Source organism: Marinovum sp. J2-8, assembly GCF_055808435.1.
The window spans coordinates 312,800-334,543 of sequence record NZ_JBVVRZ010000003.1 but is presented as its reverse complement, the minus strand read 5'-3'; the positions used below and the strand labels follow the sequence as shown (position 1 = coordinate 334,543).

Annotated in this window: 16 protein-coding genes, 1 tRNA gene and 1 pseudogene; 17 read left to right on the top strand and 1 reads right to left on the bottom strand. The window is 60.1% G+C overall.

Annotation, left to right across the window (positions count from 1 at the left end):
• Positions 1-17: 17 nt before the first annotated feature.
• Genes modA through AC0L4F_RS10975 form a run of 3 tightly spaced genes read left to right on the top strand, consistent with a single transcriptional unit; the run spans position 18 to position 2,592 of the window.
• Positions 18-845: a molybdate ABC transporter substrate-binding protein gene (modA, locus tag AC0L4F_RS10985; protein WP_244688328.1), complete on the top strand. Its 828-nt coding sequence runs from the start codon at positions 18-20 to the stop codon at positions 843-845.
• A complete protein-coding gene (modB, locus tag AC0L4F_RS10980; RefSeq protein WP_244688326.1) occupies positions 845-1,513 on the top strand; it encodes a molybdate ABC transporter permease subunit in 669 nt (222 codons plus the stop codon). Before modA ends, modB begins: the two co-directional genes overlap by 1 nt.
• Complete coding sequence (locus AC0L4F_RS10975) at positions 1,513-2,592, top strand: molybdenum ABC transporter ATP-binding protein (RefSeq protein ID WP_244688324.1); 1,080 nt, start codon at positions 1,513-1,515, stop codon at positions 2,590-2,592. Before modB ends, AC0L4F_RS10975 begins: the two co-directional genes overlap by 1 nt.
• Before the next feature lie 12 nt (positions 2,593-2,604).
• On the opposite strand, the gene AC0L4F_RS10970 is transcribed toward AC0L4F_RS10975, so the two are convergent.
• Positions 2,605-3,486: an MBL fold metallo-hydrolase gene (locus tag AC0L4F_RS10970; protein ID WP_244688322.1), complete on the bottom strand. Its 882-nt coding sequence runs from the start codon at positions 3,484-3,486 to the stop codon at positions 2,605-2,607.
• A 464-nt stretch (positions 3,487-3,950) separates the two neighbouring features.
• On the opposite strand from AC0L4F_RS10970, the gene AC0L4F_RS10965 reads away from it, so the two are divergent.
• The 14 genes and pseudogenes from AC0L4F_RS10965 to AC0L4F_RS10900 form a co-directional block, all read left to right on the top strand.
• On the top strand, positions 3,951-5,270 hold the full coding sequence (locus AC0L4F_RS10965; protein WP_244688319.1) for a nucleotide sugar dehydrogenase: 1,320 nt from the start codon (positions 3,951-3,953) through the stop codon (positions 5,268-5,270).
• 5 nt (positions 5,271-5,275) lie between these two features.
• Positions 5,276-6,754 (top strand): glycosyltransferase, encoded by a 1,479-nt coding sequence (locus AC0L4F_RS10960; protein ID WP_244688317.1) that lies wholly within the window; start codon positions 5,276-5,278, stop codon positions 6,752-6,754.
• 9 nt (positions 6,755-6,763) lie between these two features.
• Positions 6,764-7,852 carry a hypothetical protein gene (locus tag AC0L4F_RS10955; RefSeq protein ID WP_244688315.1) on the top strand — a complete coding sequence of 363 codons (1,089 nt, stop codon included), beginning with the start codon at positions 6,764-6,766 and terminating at the stop codon, positions 7,850-7,852.
• A gap of 2 nt (positions 7,853-7,854) precedes the next feature.
• Positions 7,855-9,258, top strand: coding sequence for a mannose-1-phosphate guanylyltransferase (locus tag AC0L4F_RS10950; protein ID WP_244688312.1), 1,404 nt, complete (start codon positions 7,855-7,857; stop codon positions 9,256-9,258).
• Positions 9,248-10,777 (top strand): right-handed parallel beta-helix repeat-containing protein, encoded by a 1,530-nt coding sequence (locus tag AC0L4F_RS10945; protein ID WP_244688310.1) that lies wholly within the window; start codon positions 9,248-9,250, stop codon positions 10,775-10,777. Before AC0L4F_RS10950 ends, AC0L4F_RS10945 begins: the two co-directional genes overlap by 11 nt.
• 28 nt (positions 10,778-10,805) lie before the next feature.
• Positions 10,806-11,546 carry a hypothetical protein gene (locus AC0L4F_RS10940; protein WP_244688308.1) on the top strand — a complete coding sequence of 247 codons (741 nt, stop codon included), beginning with the start codon at positions 10,806-10,808 and terminating at the stop codon, positions 11,544-11,546.
• 15 nt (positions 11,547-11,561) lie between these two features.
• Positions 11,562-12,848, top strand: a complete 1,287-nt coding sequence (locus AC0L4F_RS10935) for an alginate O-acetyltransferase AlgX-related protein (RefSeq protein WP_244688306.1) — start codon at positions 11,562-11,564, stop codon at positions 12,846-12,848.
• The gene (locus AC0L4F_RS10930) at positions 12,836-15,568 is read left to right on the top strand and encodes an SEL1-like repeat protein (RefSeq protein ID WP_244688304.1); all 2,733 of its coding nucleotides are present in this window, start codon (positions 12,836-12,838) and stop codon (positions 15,566-15,568) included. The genes AC0L4F_RS10935 and AC0L4F_RS10930 overlap by 13 nt, the downstream gene beginning before the upstream one ends.
• 14 nt (positions 15,569-15,582) lie before the next feature.
• Positions 15,583-16,584 carry an alginate lyase family protein gene (locus AC0L4F_RS10925; RefSeq protein WP_244688302.1) on the top strand — a complete coding sequence of 334 codons (1,002 nt, stop codon included), beginning with the start codon at positions 15,583-15,585 and terminating at the stop codon, positions 16,582-16,584.
• A 103-nt stretch (positions 16,585-16,687) separates the two neighbouring features.
• Positions 16,688-16,762, top strand: a tRNA-Phe gene (locus tag AC0L4F_RS10920).
• A gap of 151 nt (positions 16,763-16,913) precedes the next feature.
• The gene (locus AC0L4F_RS10915; RefSeq protein WP_280520554.1) at positions 16,914-18,134 is read left to right on the top strand and encodes a tyrosine-type recombinase/integrase; all 1,221 of its coding nucleotides are present in this window, start codon (positions 16,914-16,916) and stop codon (positions 18,132-18,134) included.
• Between the two features lie 178 nt (positions 18,135-18,312).
• Positions 18,313-19,875 (top strand): AAA family ATPase, encoded by a 1,563-nt coding sequence (locus tag AC0L4F_RS10910; protein ID WP_244688296.1) that lies wholly within the window; start codon positions 18,313-18,315, stop codon positions 19,873-19,875.
• Between the two features lie 35 nt (positions 19,876-19,910).
• A protein-coding gene (locus AC0L4F_RS10905; protein WP_244688294.1) for an IS3 family transposase occupies positions 19,911-21,070 on the top strand; the annotation gives its coding sequence in 2 pieces (ribosomal slippage) (positions 19,911-20,160 and positions 20,160-21,070; 1,161 coding nt in all).
• A 389-nt stretch (positions 21,071-21,459) separates the two neighbouring features.
• Positions 21,460-21,627: pseudogene (locus AC0L4F_RS10900) on the top strand (DNA cytosine methyltransferase); the annotation flags it as partial.
• Positions 21,628-21,744 lie beyond the last annotated feature (117 nt).

Here is a 21,744-nt window from a genome sequence, read left to right as displayed (position 1 = left end):
ACTTGGAAATTGCCGCCGTGCCCCTCGCTGTGCCCCCGCCCCGCCCTGTATCTCTGGCCCTGTCGCGTCGAACGCTGATCACCGGCGCGGCCACCTTTGCCGCTGTTTCGGTGATGGCTGCCCCGGTGATGGCTGCGCCCGCGCCCGTGATTGCCGCCGCCGCTTCGTTGCGCTTTGTGATGGCTGATTTGCTGGCGGCCTTTCAGGACAGGACCGGTGACACTGTGCGGGTCTCATTTGGCGCTTCTGGCACCCTGGCCCAGCAAATGCGCCACGGCGCCCCGTTCGAAATCTTTTTGTCGGCTGACGAAACCTATATCCGTGCGCTGGCCGCGGATGGCGTTTTGCCCACCGACGGCGTGATCTATGCCAAAGGCCGATTGGCCCTGATCGCCCCAACGAACGGCCCGCTGGATGTCGACAGCGATTTGGCCGGGCTTGCAACCATGTTGGGCAGCGGCACATTACATCGCTTTGCCATCGCCAACCCGGCACATGCGCCCTATGGCATTCGCGCGCGCGAGGCCTTGCAGCATCGTGGCTTGTGGCAGGCGTTGCAGCCGCATTTGGTGCTGGGTGAAAACGTCGCCCAGGCCGCGCAATTTGCCGTATCGGGCAATGCCGACGGCGGGCTGATTGCGGCGTCGCTCGCCAATGCCGGGCCGGTGGCCGCACAGGGCTGGTCGGCGCTGATCCCCGAAGGCTGGCACAGCCCGTTGAACCAACGCATGGCGCTGACCGCAGGGGCCGGACCGGTTGCACAGGCATTTTTTGCCTTTCTCCAGGACAAGGAAGCGCTGGCCATATTCACCAACCACGGTTTTGCCCTGCCGGGGGACGCGTGATGGATTGGCAGGCCCTGCTCCTGTCGCTACGTCTGGCCGCCTGGACGGTGGTGGTGCTGCTGCCGGTGGCGATCTTCTTTGGCCGATTCCTGGCCTTTCAACAGTTTCGCGGCAAAGGCGCGGTCGAGGCGCTGGTCATCCTGCCGCTGGTCCTGCCGCCCACTGTGTTGGGATTTTACCTCTTGGTGGCCTTTGGCGCGGCCAGCCCGGTTGGCAAGGTTTGGCAGATGCTGTTTGACGGCCCGTTGGTGTTCAGCTTCTCTGGTCTGGTGGTGGCATCGGTGCTGTTCAACCTGCCCTTTGCCATCCAACCCGCCCAGCGCGGTTTCGAAGCGGTGCCGGTCGAGGTGCGCGAGGCCGCAGCCTGTTGTGGTATGTCACCAATGCAGGCCCTGCGCCGGGTCGAATTGCCCTTGGCCTGGCCGGGTGTGCTGACCGGAATGGTGCTGACCTTTGCCCATACGCTGGGCGAATTCGGCATTGTCCTGATGGTCGGCGGCGCAATCCCCGGCGAAACCCGCACCATTGCGATTGCGATTTACGACCGGGTGCAATCCTTTGACATGGCCGGGGCCGCCCAGATGTCGGCCGTGTTGCTCGCGATTTCGTTAAGCACGATCGCGGTGACATTCTGGCTGTCGACGCGCGCCGGGCGGAGGCTGTCCTGATGGCGCTGACGGTCACACTGTGCGCCACGGCACCGATCCAGATGAATGTCGCGCTTTCGGCCAAAGCCGGCGAGGTGCTGGCGCTGGTTGGCCCGTCGGGTGCCGGGAAATCCACCATCCTGCGCGGCATTTCCGGGTTATGGACGCCGGACACTGGCCGGGTCGCGGTTGGAAACGCGGTCTGGTTCGACAGTGACAGGTCCCTGGACACCCCCGCCTTTCGCCGGCGCGTCGGCATGGTCTTTCAATCCTATGCGCTGTTTCCGCAGATGTCGGCGCTGGCCAATGTCATGGCGGCAGGGGCCAACCGCGCACGCGCACAAGAGTTGCTGACCCTTGTCCGCCTTGCCGGACTTGAGGCGCGCCGCCCGGCGGAATTGTCCGGCGGCCAGCAACAGCGGGTGGCCGTGGCACGGGCCTTGGCACGTGATCCAGAGGTCCTGTTGCTGGATGAGCCGTTTTCGGCGGTGGATCATGCAACCCGACAGGGGCTTTATGCCGAGATCGAGCGCCTGCGCGCCCATCTGGCCATGCCGGTGGTCCTGGTGACCCATGATCTGGAGGAGGCCCGGCGCCTGGCCGATCAGATTGCGGTGATCGACAACGGGCAGGTTCTGCGCCAGGGCCCGACGCAGGACATCCTGTTTGACCCCGTCGCCCTGCGCGGCATCGGCCTACGTGGCGCGGGCGCAACCCTGACCGCGCGACTTGAGGCCCAGGAAGCCGACGGGCTGACACGGTTGCAGGCGGCGTCAGGTCCGCTCTGGCTCCCGCGGATCAGCGGCGCTGTCGGCGATGTGGTGCGGGTGCAGATCATGGCGCATGACGTGATCCTGTCGCGCAACGCCCCGGTGGATGTGTCAGCCCTGAACATCATTCCGGGCGTGATCGACACCATCGTGCCGGGCGACGGCCCCGGTGCAATTGTCACGCTTCAGGTCGGTTCAGAGCTGCTGCTGGCCCGGATCACCCAACGTTCGGTCCAGACCATGGAGTTGGCGCCGGGTCAGAGCTGCTTTGCGCTGGTCAAGTCGATGGCCGTCGCGCCGCATCAGATCGGTCGCGACAGCGCGTCTTGACCCTCAGACCGGTTACAACCCGTTCACCGGCACCTTCAGCATCGGGAAACCATCCTTGTCCTTGGGCACCTCGCCGGCCCGCATATTCACCTGCAACGATGGAATAATCAGTTTCGGCATGCCCAACTGCGCATCGCGTTCAGTGCGAAAAGCAATAAAGTCCGCCCGCGATTTGCCACCACCAACATGTATATTATGTGCCTTTTCCGCGCCGACAGTGGTTTCCCACTGAATATCGCGGCCGTTGGGACCATAATCGTGGCACATGAACAGACGCATGTCGTCGGGCAGCGCCAGCACCCTCTGGATCGAGTTGTAAAGCGTGCCGGCATCGCCGCCGGGGAAATCCGCCCGCGCCGAACCACCGTCCGGCATGAACAGCGTATCCCCGACAAAAGCGGCATTGCCCATCACATAGGTCATGCAGGCGGGCGTGTGACCGGGGGTATAAAGCGCATGAACCGGCATCTCCCCGACATGATATATATCGCCATCCTCGAACAATTGGTCGAACTGGCTGCCATCGCGCTGAAATTCAGTGCCCTCGTTGAACACCTTGCCAAAGGTATCCTGGACCATCAGAATCCCGGAACCGATCCCGATCTTTCCCCCCAATTGTGCCTGAATATAAGGCGCCGCCGAAAGATGATCGGCATGGACATGGGTTTCAATAATCCATTCGAGGCTGAGGTCGCACTTTTTAACCTCGGCAATTATCTGGTCTGCATGGTCATGCGTGATTCGCCCGGCGGCGTAATCCATGTCCATTACACTGTCGATAATGGCGCAAGCGGCGGTCGCTGGATCCTTGACGAGATAGGAAATCGTATTTGTTGCCGAATCAAAGAACGCCGAAACATCGGGTTTGATTTGCATTTGCACAGGAAAATCCATGGTGATCTGTCTCCTGACCGAATGGGGCGGACCAGACGAATGGCCCGTTTAAATCACCCTAACACAGCCCCGCATGCCCATACATAGAAAAAATTGAATACTTGATTTCACGGCCAAAACCCCCGGCCCCCGGCCATAGTTCCGGACGGGTCGATCAAAATTGTTACCCCAATGATTTATGGGGTTTGCCGGGAAAGAGCGCCAATTCCCCGCGACGCAGCGGTCCGGCGAAGATCGGCCAAATTTTAAAGAAAAGATCAGCGAAAACCCGCCAGTCAGCACACTTCATGCTTGCATTCTGCGCAGGTCACTTCGCTGTAGCAGAAATGTCACCATGCGCGTTTTGGTAATCATTGTTAACATTTTACTTTACCTACGACATGCATCTACCTAAGTTTTATCGAAAAAAGACGAGCAAACACTTCAATCATAATCACTCACAAAGAGTGAATTGAGAGGCAGATATGGCAAGAATCAGTGTCTTTGGCATTGGGTATGTAGGCGTGGTTTCCGCGGCCTGCTTGGCCCGAGATGGTCACCAAGTTATCGCAGTGGACGTCGATCCCGGCAAAATTGATGCGATCAACGCAGGACTTTCCCCCATTGTGGAAAACGGTCTGGATGAATTGATCGCAGACGTGGTGAAAGCTGGTAAGCTCACCGCAACAGATGATGTGCAACACGCCATCGACAATACCGACGCCAGCTTTATTGCGGTCGGCACCCCCAGCGCCCCGGATGGGTCGGTTGGTCTTAAATATGTTGAAATCGTTTGCCGCAATATCGGCAACGCATTGAAAAACAAAGATGCCTACCATGCGGTTGTCATCCGGTCGACAATTGTCCCCGGTTCGACCGAAGGCACATGTATCCCGACCCTCGAAGAGGCCAGCGGCAAGAAATCCGGCAAGGATTTCGGCGTCGGATACTATCCTGAATTCCTGCGCGAAAGCACAGCGATCGAAGATTACTATGATCCCGGCCTGATCGTTTTCGGCGCCCAGGACAAAGGCACTGCCGACATCCTGACTGAGATCAACCAAGATCTGCCTTGCGACATCAAAGTTGTCGATGTCCGCACCGCAGAAATGGTGAAATACACCTCGAACACATGGCGCGCGGTCAAAGTGACCTTTGCCAACGAGATCGGCAATATCGCCAAATCGTCCGGCCTCGACGGCCAGACCGTGATGGAAATCCTGTGTTCCGACACCAAGGTTAACATCTCGTCCTACTTCATGCGTCCCGGTTTTGCCTTTGGCGGCTCCTGCCTGCCCAAAGACGTGCGCGCGCTGCGCCATCTGGCGGCAACCCAGGGCACGCCTGCGCATCTGCTGAACGCCGTTCTGGAAGCCAACGAAGCACAAATTCGTCGCGCCGAAGAAATGGTCGAACGCACAGGCGCCAAGAAGGTGGGCTTTGTAGGCATCTCCTTCAAACCCGGCACCGACGATCTTCGCGAAAGCCCGCTGGCCGAACTGGCCGCGCGTTTGATCAAGAACGGCGTACAGGTCGACATCTATGACCCCTATGTGCACGAAGCCTATGCCAACGAAAACTCGACCGCGGGCCGCGGCAACGACGTGATCCCTGACCTGAAGGACCGGATGAACCCGGATCTGGACGCGATGATCAACGATGCGGGCGCCATTCTGGTTGGCAACTTCTATCGTGAGACAGTGGAAACACTTGAAGCTGCCTCCAAGAGCCGTCCTGTGCTGGATCTGACGCGGATGAACCGCGACAAGGTCTCTGACGGCACATACGAAGGCATCTGCTGGTAATCGCCATGATCCTTGCGCTTTCGCATTTGGCCTACTTCTCAGTGGTAATCCTGCTGGTCACCCTGGTGCCGAAAACGGCACTAGGGGAGATTTCCTATGCGACCAACACGATTTTCATCATGGGGTTTCTGGGCACCTGGCGGTACAGTTGGGCGGCAGTCAACTTTACCCGCGCTATTATCTTCCGCCGGATTGTCCATCCCAAGCGAAAGCGCAAAAACCGCAAGCGGTTTGCCGCATTGGTCGGCAAATCGCACATGTATATGCTGGTCACCTCCTATATGGTGGAACCGCATGTCACCCTGCCCGTCTATCGCAGTGTCTTTCGCGCCGCTTCCCGGGCGCGGGACGGGGCAACGATTGTGGCTTCGGTGGTGGATGGGGCAGACGAACGCCTGATCCGCTCCATCTTTGAAAGCCAGACAGAGGACATGAGCAATGTCCAACTGATCATTGACCGGATCAAGGCCAACGGCAAACGCGACGCCCTGGCCAAGACCCTGCGTATCCTTGGCGCACAAAGCCCGACACACCGCGACATCCTGGTGTTTGTCGATGGTGATACCATGGTGCCGGAAGACATCTGGTACGAAAGTGCCCCGGTGTTCACCGACCCCAAGGTCGGCGCGCTAACCACCGACGAAGGCATTAGAATCGATAAGGAAAACCTGTTCAAAGACTGGTTTGTGCTGCGGTTCAACCAACGGCAGGTGATGATGTGTTCGATGGGTCTGTCGAAACATGTGCTGACCCTGACGGGCCGGATGAGCGTGTTTCGGGCCGATCTGGCCACACGGCCGGATTTCATCGAAGGCATCAACTATGACTTCCTCGATCACTGGCGTCTGGGTCGGGTCAAGTTCCTGACCGGTGACGACAAATCGACTTGGTTCTGGTTGCTGAAAAACGGCTATGAGATGCATTATCTTCCCGATGTTGCCTCGATCAGCTATGAGACACAGCCGCGCCCGACCTTCTTTGACAGCTCCAAGACGCTGATGGTGCGCTGGTTCGGCAACATGATCCGCACGAACGGGCGCGCGATGCGGCTTTCGCCGCGGCTGATCGGGCCGTTCACATGGTGGTCGATCATCGACCAACGTGTGTCGATGTGGACCACCCTTGTGGGTCCAATCACCGTCGCACTTGCGGCCCTGATGGTCACCCCATCGGTGATCCCGCTCTATATCGCCTGGGTTTTGACCACCCGTTACATTTTCTGCGTCATTATTGCGTTGTTCCGGGGGACCTGGTTCCCGATCACGCATCCACCGATCCTTTATTTCAGCCAGGTCGTCGGTGCGGCACTGAAAACCTATGTCAGCTTCCGCATGGACAAACAAAAGTGGACGCGTCAGGGCAGCGGCACAGTCCGCAAGGTCGTGGCCTTCCGCGACAAGCTCAAAGCATCTGAATCCACCGCGCACCACGCCATAGCGATTACATGGCTCACCGTCGCCATCCTGTTTTTCACCAAGGTCTGAGGCAACATCATGCTCGACAGAACCAATAATAATAATTCGAACGGCACCCCGCCACCGCCCCATATTCCCAGTGAATTCGGGTTCGACAATGAGCATCCTATTCTGCCGGTTCCCTTTACCGCGCAGATTGGCGATGCCCGTTTCAGTGGCAATGGCATTTCCGTCACCGCCGCTTATGTCGAAGCTACAGGGCCAATCTCGACCACATTGTTTGGCAGCCGCCAGGCCGTGCGACTTCGGTTTGACTTTGGTGGCTTCACCATCACGCTGTTTCCCGAAGCACGGGTGATTGCCAATGGTGCGGACGGCGATTTGATGCTGCAATTCATCGACCCGACCGGGCCGCATTTGCCGCAGCTGCGCTATATTCTGAACACCTATATTGCCGGCGACGTCGTTTCGCTGGGCTCGATGATGGCCTATACCGGCCCGACCCAGCCCAAAGAACCCGCCGCCAAGGGCGGTGCCAAAGCCGACCTGCGCCGCCGGATCAAAAGCATTGCCGCAGCGACCCTGTCGGCCGGGCTGATCCTGGTTGCGCTTTATTCGCTCTATTCGCGCTATACCACCAACTACGAGCTGCGCCCGGTGTTCATCATGCGCGCGGGCAATGAAATGCGCGCCACCGGCGGCGGTCAGGTGCTGTACCTCAACAGTGAGGCCAAGCAAGGCGAAGTGCTTTATTCGCTGTCTGCCACCACCGGCGATGTGCTGAACTTCCAGTCCCCTTGCGACTGTGAGGTGGCTGTGACCGACGGCATGTTCGAAGGCGCCACTGTCCTGCCCGGTGACAGCATCCTGACACTGTACGGCCAGGACGACAAAGTCAGCGTTCAAACACAAATGAGCACAGAAGGTCTGTCGCGCGCGATGAGCGGCGAGAACGTCCATCTGATCATGGATGACGGTCGGGCCATTCCCGCGCGTGTCATCCTGACATCGGCCACCAGCGCCGCAGCGGAAAACGGCGACATTTTCCTGCCCGTGCGCATGGAGCCAATACCCGGCGCCCTCACCGCCGATGACATCGGGAAATCCGCGCGGGTGCGGCTTTCCAAGGCAATTTTTGCCAAGCCATTTGACAACGGGAACAACTGACAATGAAAGAGATCACACCTCTGATCATCTGCGGTGGAAACGGGACACGGCTTTGGCCCATCTCCCGCACGCAAAGCCCGAAACAATTCCAGCGTGTTGGCGACGCCGCTTCTCTGACCTTCTTTCAGACAGCGATCGACCGCCATTCCTCTGAGGGGTTCGGCACGCCACTGGTTGTCTCTTCGGCCAAACACACGCTGATGTTGCACCGTCAATTGCAGCAAATTGGGCGCGGCGCGGATGTCATCCTGGAACCGATGGGTCGCAACACCGGTCCTGCGGTTCTGTCGGCGGCCCTGCGTCAGATGGAAAAAGACCCCGATGCGCTTATGCTGGTTGTGCCCGCCGATCACGTGATCGAAGGCGACATCAACAGCGCCATCCTTGCGGTGCGCGCGGCGGCAGAAGACGGCTATATCATCACCTTTGGTATCAAGCCGCGTTATGCCGAAACCGGGTTTGGCTACATCACCGATGGCGGGCCGATCTTTGCCCACCCTGCCCTGCGCGAGGTCGAACGCTTTGTTGAAAAGCCGCCCACCCGCAAGGCGCGTCTGCTGGTTGAAAGCGACATTGCTTACTGGGCCTCGGGCATCAGCCTGTTCAAGGCCTCGACCATCATCGAGGAATATGCCCAATACGACCCCGAAACGCTTGAGCATGTGAAAAAGGCCGTTGCCGGTGGCAAGGAAACGCCCGAAGGGCTGTTGCTTGACGCCGACGCCTTTGCGCTTGCCGATGACGAGCCGACCGAAACGGCCGTATTCGAACGCACCCGCAAGATCGCGCTGTGCCCACTGGATGTGGATTGGAGCGATGTCGGCAGCTGGACTGCGATGTATGGCATTTCCAATGCCGATGCCCAGGGCAATGTCATTCAGGGCGATGTGATCCAGGTGGAAACCAAAAACTGCATGGTGCGGTCGGAAACCCGGCTTGTGACCTGTGTGGGACTGGAAGACATCATTGTGGTCGACACCGCCGATGCGTTGCTGGTGACAAAGGTCGGGCATTGCCAATCGGTCAAGAAAGTGGCGCAGCACCTGAAATCCACCTCGCGCGTCGAAGCCGAAAAGCACCAACGCAGCGATTTCGAATGGGGCCACATCTGTCAGATCATGGAACGTGATCACATGACGATGTGCACCGTCAGTGTGAAACCGGGCGCGACCATGCGGCTTGACCCTGCGCCGGGCCGCGAGGCGATCATCACAACCGGCGAAGTGTTGCTGACCAATGGCCGCACACAGGCGCGGATGGGCGAAGGCGACCGTCGCGAGCTTTGTGAAACCACGCCAACCACGCTGTCCAATCCGACCGATGGCATGATCGAGGTCATGGTCATCACGATCGCCGCGCAGTCGCAACTGCAGGATCTGGCAAGCAGCGCCCGTTATGCATCGTGAAACCGCCATATCGGTGACCCGGACGTCGCCAGCCAGACGGCTGGCGGCGCTTGGGGCGTTTCTGACAGCGATGCTGGCAGTGACATCACCGCTGGCCGCCGCACCGGACAGCCCGGGCCAATTGCGCCGCATTGCCGTCGAACGGCTGGCGATCGCAACCGAAGCTGACGGCCGGGCCCACCGCCGGGCACGTGAAATGCTTGGCTCTGCCGGGTTCCCCCTGCCCGCCGTACCCGGCCTTGTGCCGCTGGCACCGCGCGGAGAAGCGGCCCTTGCCACTGACCGGTTTGACCTGCGGATTGCACTGGGTCTGCTCGCCCAGGCTTTTGGCCATGATGACAACAGTGCCGTGCTCGATGCACAGGAAGAAAACGGCGTGCATGCCGTCATTGTCGAACGTGGCAGTCTGGGATTGGCGGATCTGACCCGGATCATGGGTACAGGCGCAGTCGCCCAGGGCAACGTGGTCGAACTTCATGCGCCGTTGATCCTTTGGCATGACGCGGAATTGCATTTGAACGCCAATGAGGTGCTGCAACTGTCGCGCCGCCATGGGGCGTTTATCCTGAATTTCGGTCGGTTGATCGTGGATGGCGCCGGGATTCACGGTGTCGGCACGCAAAGCCCCTACAACGAAGAATTCGCGCCCTTCATCACCACATCCGGCCCGGGTACGATGCAGATGCGCAATGCGCAGATCTCCGATCTTGGCTTTGGCGGCTCGGTGAAGTTTTCCGGCCTGTCCGTGGCGCGTTCTGCGCTGGACCGGCCCGCAGCCGCCTCTTTCATCATCGACAGCGTGATCGAACGGGTGCAGCGGATTTCGATCCAGGCAGCCAGCAATCTGACCATCGACAACAACCGCATCATCGACGCCGGCAGCGCCGCTTTGGTCGTGCAACACAGCCGCAACACCACCATTTCCGCCAATATCATCACCGGCAAATCCAACACCAATGCGATCCGGGTTCTGGATGGCGCGGTGGGCACGGTGCTGGCGGGCAATGCGATCCTCAAAGGCGACCGTGCCGGCATCCTGATCAAACAGGCCGCCGACAACACCCTGGTCAAAGACAATATTGTCTGGGCACGGGGCGGCGGTGGCATCAAGGTCGACCGCGCAAGTTGCACCGAGGTGATTGGAAACTTCCTGATTTCCAACCGCCAAAAAGGCATCGAAGTCCGCCGCAGCCTGGATGCATATCTGGCCGGAAACTATCTGGTGGACAACAAAAGCGCCGGGATCTGGGTCTCTGGCCAACCGAAACGCGCCGTCACCCGCATTGCAGGCAACGTACTGGATTCCAACGGTTCCGGCATTGCCACCGCAACTGCGGCGGCGGTCCTTCTGGAAGGCAACGACTTTTCGGCGCAATTTCCGAAATTCTTCTCTGGCGATCTGTCACCACAGGCCCGGTTTGTGGCCGCGGATGTGACCGGTGAGACGCCAATTGCGCTGGATGCGGCCGGACCGGTTCCGATCACCGACCTGGTGCGCAACTGCGAAAGCGCGAGCTAGGGCCATGGTGAGGGGCTGGACCAAATCATTGGCCATCGTTTTGGCCGGGCTGGTGCCGCTGAGCGATGTTGCGGCCCAATCCCTGACCCTGCCCTCCAGCGCGGAATCGCGCCGGATTTCGGTTGTGGTGGATCGTGGCATCACCAGCACGCGGCAATTGCCCACCACGGCCTTGCGTCAATTGCGCAAGGAAATGGTGTCGGGCGCCCCAATGGCCGAAGACGATCTGCGCGCTTTGGCCAATCAGAAAGACGGGCTTGCCGCGCTGAAACTGACCAAGATCCTGCGCCAACGTGGCGTGGCGCAAAATGCGTCCGATCTGGCCTATTATGCCAGCATCGCAGCAGGGGCCGGGCGCAAGGGCATGTTGGATGACATGATCGGCGCGCTGTATTTCCTGTCGCCCGCCACAGAACCCAGCAGCCGGATTTCGCAATATATTCGGGTGCTTTACGCCCATGCCTGGGCCGGAAATACCCAGGCACAGGATGCAATGGTGGCGTTGAACGGCCCGGACCAGCTGTTTGGCCCGATGTCGGACGCCACGCGCGACCGCATTGTCGCGCTAAGCAGCACCGGGAACGGCCGCATGGTCCTGTCCCTCGCGATGAAGGACATGGGCCGGACCGATCTGAACAGAGCTGAGCTGAACCGGGTATTGGGATATCTGGAAATCGCAGACCGGCGGGGAGATCTGGCGATACGGGCAATGGCGTTCAGCCTTGCCGAACAGGCCAAAGCACGGCGCAACGCGCTTGCGGTGAATTAAGGGATGGCACGGCAGATGAGACTTCTTGAACGGTTTGGTGCGGCGCTGATCGGTGTGGCCCTGACCGGCACTTTGGTTGGTCCGGCAGCGGCACAATCACAATATGGCTGCCGCGATCTCGCGGGGTCGCAATATCTGGCATCGGTCGAAGGGCGCGACGGCGTGTTTTTCCGCATTTCGCCCGATCTTTCCAATATGCACCCGATGACCCCGGAAACTGTGGCTGATCTGGCTGAATTGAGCCAGGCACTGGCGGCCAAGGGCACAGCATTGATCTATGCGCCGGTGCCGACCAAGCCGCTGGCCCTGCCCCGGTATCTGTCCCCCGAAGCGATGGATTTCGGCTTTGATTATTCGCTGGCCACCACGGTCTATCTTGATGACCTTGGAAAATTGCACGAGGCCGGTGTGCGCGCGGTTGATCTGCGGGCGGAAATGGCCCCGGCGAATGCGCCCTTGTCGTTCTTTCGCGCCGATCCCCGGTTGAACGCTGCGGGGGCACAGCTCGCGGCGCGGGCCATTGCCCGGGCGATCGCGGCGGTCCCCGGCATCGAGGCACTGGCCCGAAACCGGTTTCAAACCCGCCCCACCGGCAGCGCCAATGTCGAATCGCACAGCCGACTGGTGCGGCAGCAATATTGCGCCGAACCCCTGCCCGAGGCCACAACCGAGACATTTGCAACCACACGCGCCTCGACCGGCGATGGCCCACAGGGCGTGATTGCATTGGTGGGCAGCGCCCATTCCGACACGCCCGAAGCCAATTTCGCCGGTTTCCTGGCGGAAGAGACCGGCATTCAGGTGATCCAGTATTCCGTGCCCGGTGGTGGCGCCTTTGCTGCGATTTCGACCTATCTGACCTCCGCCGAATTTCAACAGGCCCGCCCCAGTATCATCGTCTGGGAATTGCCCCTGGCCGAAGCGCCCGGTCTGAGCGACGACCAAAGAATGCTGGAATTGATTGCCGCAGCGCGTGGCAGTTGTGATCTTGGCCTGACCGTCAGCCGCGAAGGCGGCAGCCGCGACCGGGTCAACGCCGATCTGTCGTCGGTCAGCGACCAACATGACAAGATCCTGTTCATCGACGCCGACGGCGCCCAGGCCCGCCGCGCGGTGTTCACCTGGCACGACAATCAGGGCCGCAGCCGCAGCCGCGAAATCACCCGCCACCCGGCACAGCTGCCCACCGGGCGGTTTTATGTACCGATGTCCGGGCTTTGGCCCGAAGGGGCCCGCAACGTCACTGTCACGCTGGACGCGACATTGGGAGACAACACCGAGATGCGCCTATGTTCGCGATAAAACGTCAAATCCCGCACGCTCTGGTCGCTACGGCGGTCCTGGCCCTGAACCTTCCTGCCGCAGCCACGGCCGCGCCGCTGGACTTTGCCTTTTTGCCGCCGCCGGTCGAACAACAGAACCTTTGTGGCGGCGACGGTCCCGAAGAGCTGATCTCTGACGCGCCCGGACCGGGATCTGATGGCGAACTGACCACCATTGAGCGTGTTCGGTTCCTGCAACGCGACATTCGCCGATATCAGGCCGAAGACCCGAACCGCTATTTTGATTTCATCGTCGCGCTGCGCAAACGGCTGTCGCAGGCTGACGCGCGGTTTGGCGGCATGGATGAAACGCTTGATCTGATCGGATTGCATATCGACGCCGGTCGGCTGCGGGAATTGATGCAGGCCGGGCTGGTACAGCAACTGAACGAGCGCCGCGCAGAGCTGAACTATACCCAAAGCATGAAACTGGCGCAGTTCTTTCTGAACGGCATCGGCGTGCAACGCGACGAGGAACAGGCGCTTGATCTGATCCGCGACGCTGGTTTTGGCGGCAATGCCGATGCATTGCTGTTCATCGCGCGCCGCATGGCCGAGGGCCGCCCCCTGCCCGGCTGGGAGGCACCCGCCAACCTGACCGCAACCATGGCCTTTGGCGGTTTGCTGGGCCAGATGGACAGCCAGATCTGCATCCGCGCCGAACGCATCGCGCAAGAATACCGCAAAGGCATCATTGTTCATCGCAACACTGACATCGCCTTGGCCTGGGACCGGTTTGCCGCCGATCTTGGATCGGCACGGGCGGCATGGCGGGTGGTGGAACACCATCTGGCCGCCGGCGTGATCGAGCAGGACAACGACGAAATGCTGGCCTATCTTCAGCGTGCGGTCGAGCGCGGTATCGCAATTGACGACAGCGCCGAAGGCCAGCTGCAGAGTGCCGGGGTCGACCTGGACATGCTGCGCGAAATCCTGGCCTTCAATCAGGCCGAGGATCGCGGTCGCAGACGCCCGACCCTGACGCCGCTGTTGCAGCTTGATGTCAATATCGACGCCTTGGAAAACAGCCCCTCCAGCCCCTATCTGACCTACCTGCGTGAGGTTACGCAGATTCCATCGGCCCCCGGGGCGATTTACACCGATCTGGCCAAGGAAATTGCGGTCCGGCTTGGCCGCTGGGGCGGCGAAGCGCAGATGATTGCCCAGTTGGAAATCGCGGTTGCGCGCGATGACGCCGAGGGGATGCGGCTTTTGGCCGAGCGTCTGCTGCGGTATCGCGACACCCCGGCACAATTGGACCGGGCCGTCGATCTTTTGACGCTGGCGGCAACGCGCCACAGCGATGCCGATGCGATGGATGATCTGGACAAACTGTTTCGCTGTCAGATCCCCACCGCGCCGCATTTGGACCAGGCCGAGCCCTGGGCCCGCGCCTTTCGCGCGACAGCACATGAAACCGTGCAGGTCAGCGCGACAAACCTGATTTCGCTGGACCCCTACAAAGACCCCTGGAGCCTGGCGCATCTGCAACGTCAGGCGCTGGCCGGGCGCACAACCTCGCTGGCGAACTATCTGGAATTGGTCAACATCGACCCGATTGCCACCGAAACCCGGCAACGGATCTGGGCCGATCGGCTCGACAATTCCGACAAGGGACTTGAGGAATTCGCCAAGCTGGAGTTTGAACTGGCGACCAACCCGGCGGAACGCGCGCTGGCGCTGGAATTCTTTCGCCGGGTCTATCTGAACAACGGTGTGACCTCGGCGCTGGATGTGGCCGTGGCGATGATCAACGACAACGGCACCGACCCCGCCGTGGCCACCGAAGTGCGCCGCTTGTTGCGTCAGGCCAGCTATCGCGGCGAAGGTGCCGCAATCCGGCTGCTGGCACGTCTGGGCAAAACGCCCGAGGCCGAAGCGGCTGTGTTCACCGAGTTTGCCCAAATCATCGAGGAACGCGGTGATTTCCTGGCCTTGATGTTCGCCCTGCCCCATGTCGCGCCCAGCCAATACGACGATTACTTTGACCGGGCGGTCAGCCTGATGGCCTGTTCGACCAAGGACACCAGCGAGCTGGGCGAAGCCCATGCCATCCTGGACAATCCCGACATGGCCTATCACTGGCGTCGGATCGGGCTGGTGCTGCGTGGCGGACATGTGTTGGCGAAACTGCGGTTCACAGACACCCAAATGGAAGTGTTCGATACCGGCGCCGCACCGACACCGGTCGACGTGGTGGCCCGTGACCGTGGCGACGACATTGCGGCACGCTGGCGGTTGTTTGACCTGACGGCGCGACCGGATCTGGCTGGTTTTGACGCCCAGGCCGCCGCCGGGCATTTCGCTGGACTGGTGTCGCAACCCGACAATATTCCGCGCGCATTTGAGCGGTATTTCGCCGCTCCGCCAGAAGTGAGACGCGCCATTGACCAGTCGATGGATTTCCGTCAACTGTTGGCGCGTGCCACGGCATCCGGCGAACCCGAGGCCCTGTGGCGGCACGCACGTCTGCTGCAATCGGAGGCACGAAATGTGCAGACCATGGCCGCAGCGACCGCAGCCGTCCGACAGGCCGCAGAAGCCGGTTCCGTGGCGGCAATGGCTGAATTTGGCCGGGCCAAACTGTATGGCACTGGCACCAATCGAGAAGTTACGGAGGCCCTTGAATGGCTCGACAAAGCTGCCGCAGGTGGAAACCAAGAGGCGGGCGAACTGGCGCGGCAATTGCGATTGCGCTGACACTGGGATCTGCGTTGAGTCTGGAGCTGGGAACCAGCACCGCCGTTCGGGCACAGGAGCTGAATTGCCCACTTGCGCCCGCGCCGGTGCTGTCTCTGGCCATCGAAAGCCGATATACCGATGACAGTGAAACCCGGTCAGAGATCGACAAGGAGGCCGAGGCGGCCGCCATTGCCGATCTGAAGCCGCTGGACAATTTCATTGTTTCCCTGACCGATCAGGCCAACCAGATTTTTGCTGCGGATGCCCCGCATGAGGAAATCGCCGATTGCGTCGTGCATCAGGTCGCTGAATGGGCCCGTGCCGGGGCGCTGGCCAATCTGGATTCCGACACCACACGGCTGACCATTGGATCCCGGCTGGCCGGGTTCGCGCTTGCGCTGCGCCAGGTGGTGCCGCATGGCGGCACAGAGGACGACCTGAACGCCATTCGCCCATGGTTGGCGGGTCTGGCGCAGGATCAGATGCTGTTCTGGGAAGAAGCCGCGCCCAAGGGCGCCAAACGCGGCAATCTGCGTGCCTGGGCGGCGCTTGGGGGGGCTGGCATTGCGGATCTGACCAACGACCCTGTGCTGCGCGGCTGGGCGGGCTGGTCGGTGGACTATGTTCTGTGCACCGCCAACCCTGACGGCAGCCTGCCACAAGAGATGTCGCGCGGGCGGCTGGCCTATCATTACCAGATGCATGCCGTCGCGCCGCTGGTGGTGGCCAGCAAGCTGCTGCGCGATCAGGGCTACCACCCTGGCGCACGCTGCGAAGATGCGCTGGAACGTGTGGTCAACTTTACCATCGCCGAGATGGACGGCGGAGCGCGCACAATGGAAATCACCGGCGAAGCGCAAAATTATTTCGACGGCAGCCGCGAGATCACCGGCTACAACCTCGCATGGCTCCCGGCCTATCTGACCCTGTCCCCTTCCGCGGAACTCACTGATTTGGCTGCATCTTTCGCCCCGCTCGGCAGTTCCAAACTGGGCGGCGACCAAAGCCTGATCTGGCAATCGGAGACCCAATGACCCGCAATGCAAAATTACATGGGAAATTTTGCAAAAACCCACTGGACACTCCCGCACCCCTAACCTAGAACGCGTCCACCCGAACGGTTGTCCGTTCACCCATGCCCGGGTAGCTCAGGGGTAGAGCAGTGGATTGAAAATCCTCGTGTCGGTGGTTCGATTCCGCCCCCGGGCACCACAACTAAATTACAGCGCATTTTCGCACTAGAAAATTGAGTAAAATCAACTTTCTTGGTATCCATGTGTCTCAGCATGTCTCACTACGTCTCAGCCTTTGGCGGTAAAACTGACGGTAGAGACAGCAAGAGACTTACCGTCACGAGGATACCATGTCGCTAACTGATCTGTCCTGTCGAAATGCCAAACCTGCCCTGAAGCCTCGGAAGATGACTGACGGCGCTGGGCTGTATCTCTATATCTCACCTGCGGGATCAAAAACTTGGCGTGTAGACTACCGCCACGAGGGTAAGCGGCAGACCGCAACGCTTGGGCAGTATCCCCGCGTTTCTCTAGCCACGGCCCGAGCGATGCGGGATGAATTGAAGCGCAATCTGACCGAAGGCGTCGCTCCTGCAAAAGTCGATGCGCTGGCCGTTCAGAACGCGTTTCAACGTGTCGCGAACGAATGGTTAGAAGCGCAGCGCGGGGCTTGGTCCGAAAAGCACTATGAGCGCATCGCATCCCGGTTCCGCCGCGACGTGTTCCCGTTCATCGGAAAGCGTGACATTGCCGAGATTGAAGCCCCCGAACTCTTGAAAATCATTCGTGCTGTAGAAGCCCGGGGCGCGCTAGATGTGGCTTCGCGGATTCATCAGACGCTTGGGGCAATCTTCCGCTACGGGATTGCCTGCGGCCTCTGCAAGCGCGACCCGGCGGCAGACCTTCGCGGAGCCTTGCGCCCAGCGCCCCGGGTCAAGCACGTCGCCGCGCTGGGCGGGTCCGAGATGCCAGCCTTCCTCAACGCCCTGTCACATGCTGACTGCGAACCCCAAAGCCGTCTGGCGCTTCTCCTGGCCATACACACCGCTTGCCGTACCAACGAAATCCGGTTCGGGCGCTGGGAAGAGATTGACGGCGATGTTTGGCGCATCCCCGGTGAACGGATGAAGATGGGCGCGGACCATGTTGTGCCCTTGTCCCGGCAGGTTCTAACGATCCTCAACAAGTTGCGACGCCTTGCGGACGGTGGGGGATACATCGTGCCGGGAGATAAGCCAGTGAAGCCGATCTCTGAAAACCGGATGCTCTATCTGGTTTACCGGCTGGGCTTTTACACCAAGGCCACTGTGCATGGCTTCCGTTCAACGTTCTCAACCGTGGCGAATGAGTCCGAACTCTGGTCCCCGGATGCAATCGAGAAGGCTTTGGCGCATTCGCCCAAGAACGCAGTGCGGGCGGCATACTATCGCGGGATGCGCCTGGAAGAGCGGCGTCGGCTCATGCAGTGGTGGAGCGACAAGCTGGATGAATGGGAGGCCGCTGGGCGGGCAAAGTCCGTGGTCTCTACGAAGCCGAGGATTGAAACGGATTTGTCCGATCTACTCAGCTAAAAGTTGATTTTCGATCTTACTCTGCGACTTCTGTACTTTCACACTAGATGTGAAATGTCTTTAATATCAGTGTATTGGAGAACTATTCGACTCGTGATATGATGAACCCTGGATTGAAAACGCAAAGGCCCCGCAGCTTGCGACTGCGAGGCCTTTCAAACCAGAAAAGGTTTATCTAATGCCTCTCGACAATAGCACGAACGCCCATGCCGGGCAAGCGTCACCATGTGCCGCGAACACAGACCTTTCCGACCTGTTATGCGTCTCCATGGGTCTCCATGCGTCTCAAAACGACCCGCTGAATGAGGCCAATCGAGACCTGCTTGCCGCCGGTGCTTCTCTCCATTGGCTGCACGCCGGAGAGAAAAGACCCGTCGCGGCGAACTGGTCCAACCTGCCAAACCAGACCGAATCAGACCTGCTGAACACCTACCGTGAAGGGCGGAACATAGGGGTGCGGCTCGGTTTTGCCTCCAAGATTGGAGACGAATATCTTCACCTGATCGACCTCGATGTGCGCGACCCGGCAAAGGCTGCGGACGCATGGGCGGCACTTTTGGACCTCTGGCCCGAAGCCAAAGGCTTTCCGACCGTTGTAAGTGGCAGCGGGGGCGACTCTCGCCACATCTATTTCCTGTCGCCTGACCCGATGCCTAAGCGGAAACTGGCAAAGGGCGAAGGATGGGAAATCGACCTTATGGGAACCGGTTCACAGGCGGTATTGCCGCCCTCGATTTATCCAACGACCGGACAGCCCTATGTCTGGGAACGCCCGTTCCATCGCCAAGCCAAAATCTCCCGGGCGACGCTCGGCAGGTTTGCCAAAGGACGCGCGCCCGATGTGTCTTCAACCGATCTTTCGGACCTTTTCAGGGAACGGGCAGACCGGACAGAGGTGCGTCTCGCCCTCGCCATGATCAATGATGCAGACGACCGTGACACCTGGCTGCACATCGGTATGGCGCTCAAGGCGGAATACGGCGACACCGAAGAAGCTTTTGGCATGTGGTCGCACTGGTCTCGACAATCCATCAAGTTCAATGAGCGCGGACAACGGACGGCTTGGAAGTCCTTCCGGGGAGGCGCAATCGGAATCGGCACCCTTTTCGAGATTGCCAAGGCCTATGGCTGGGCAAAGTCAGGCGCAGGCTACTGCGCTGACGACTTTGATGACATATTGCCCCTACAGGAAATGTTAGCGCCAGCCGCATCACGTCTGACATTCCTGACACCGGACGAGTGCGACGGGTCGGAGGCGCGGAAATACGTGATCAAAGGTTTACTGTCGCATGGCGATGTGGGCTGCATCTTCGGCGCACCGGGTGCAGGCAAGTCCCTCGCTGGTCCGTTCCTCGGATACATGGTTGCGCTGGGCAAGGAAGCCTTCGGGATGCGGACCCGGCAGGGCAAAGTGTTCTATGTGGCGGCAGAAGACCACCACGGGATGAAGGGGCGCGTAAAGGCGCTCAGACGCGAATACGGTGGCACCGATGCTTTTTCGCTCGTGGGGGGAATATCCCGACTTTTGCCCTCAGCCGGGGAAAAACGTGCCCCTGATCTGCAAGCGTTGCTCGATGCCGTGGAAGCCCAGCGCCCCGACCTGATCTTCATAGACACGCTTGCTGTCGCATTTGGCAGCTTCGATGAAAACTCAGCCGAACCAATGAACCAGATTGTCCGCATCGCGCGGGCGCTTTCGACTTGGGGCGTGACCTGCCCCCCGCGAAATCCCTCACCGTAATGTAGAGTCTGCGCCAACTCTGAAGGAGCAGACAGATGCGAAAGAGTCGTTTCACCGAGGCGCAGATCATCGGTATGATCAAAGAACAGGAAGCAGGGATGCCGACAGCGGAGGTGTGTCGCAGGCACGGGCTGAGCACGGCGACTTTCTACAAGTTGAAGGCCAAGTATGGCGGGATGGAAGTTTCTGAGGCCGCCAGGCTGAAGGCGCTCGAAGACGAGAACGCCAAGCTCAAGCGCCTGCTGGCCGATACCATGCTCGACAACGTCGTGCTGAAAGACTTGCTGGGAAAGAATTGACGACATTGACCAAGCGGCGAGACGCGGCGCTTCGGGCGATGCGGGATCATGACATCTCGCAGCGCCGGGCCTGCAGGCTTGTCGGTGTCGATCCCAAAACAGTCCGGCGAGAACGCCCACCGGACTGTACCGAGATCCGCAAGGAGATGCAGGACATCGCTGCCAAGCGGCGCAGGTTCGGTTACCGCCGGATCGGCGTGCTGCTGGAGCGCAAGGGCATGACCATGAACCACAAGAAGCTCTACAGGGTCTATCGCGAAGAAGGGCTGTCCGTGAAGCGGCGGCGCGGCCGGAAACGGGCGCGTGGCACCAGGGTGCCGATGCCAGTTGCGGCGTATCCCAATGCTCGTTGGTCGTTGGACTTCGTATCCGACAGCTTCGGCGCCTCGCGGAAGTTCCGGATGCTGGCAGTGATCGATGACTGCACTCGGGAATGCCTGTGCCTTATCGCGGACACCAGCCTCTCCGGCGCAAGGGTCGCCCGGGAGCTCAGCGCTCTGATCCGGCTTTACGGAAAGCCCGGCTGCATTGTCAGCGATAATGGAACTGAGTTCACCAGTCGGGCCATCCTGAAATGGGCCGACGAGAACGAGGTGCCGTGGCACTACATCGATCCGGGCAAGCCGCAGCAGAACGCGTTCATCGAGAGCTTCAACGGCAGTCTCAGGGATGAGCTACTGAACGAGGAGATCTTCGACAGCCTGGATGATGCGCGGCGCAAGCTGGCCCTATGGCGTTACGACTATAACACGGTCAGGCCACACTCGTCCTTGGGCAACCAAACGCCGCTGCAAGCGCGCCGTGCGCTTGAGCAATTTGAAGACTCCGCGCCCGGCGCGCTTGCGTCAGACGCGGAAGCCGAATACCCAGATTCAACCTGCAGACTCTCATTATGAATGAGGGACCAGCAGGGGGCAGGTCAGCCCGCTTTGGCTGAAATTCTCGAATGTGCCAAAAAATGCAGTCCTGCGCTACTTCGCACACGATTTACATGGCAAAGATAAAAACGCCATTGAGGGATTCGGTGGGGCCACCGCCCAGCGCGGCGGCTCGGCGGCAGGGTGAGCGCTGTGAGCCGTGTTTGGCGATGGACTGCGGGAACCCTCTGCGGGACGCTTGTGGCATTCAGTCCGCCTAGATTTGGTGCCGCATGACCGCTCCGACCACGCCCGTCCCGGTATACCTTGACCAAAACATTCTCAGTCATTTGCGCGAGGACAGTCATTACTTCATACATCCGGTCCGCAAGCAATGCCGGTCGTTGACGATCTGAGAGGCCGCAGTTCTACAGACCTTTCCGGACTACTATCATTTCTGCGGCCCCCACACGAAACAACACCACCAGGTGTGCAATGCAGTGCCGCCATACCTCGCATATCGGATCGGCAAAGCCGTTCTCGGCTCGATCGGGTGGTCAAAGGCCGACACGCAGCTTCACGTCTGGCTCCGATGACCTTGAACTTGATCGACAAGCTGAAGAAGTGCCGCCTGACTGGTCAGACAGAATGTGCGTCACTCAACCGAAGTGGGTCAGGCCACCCCGACAGGCGCCCAGCATGGTGGACAAGCA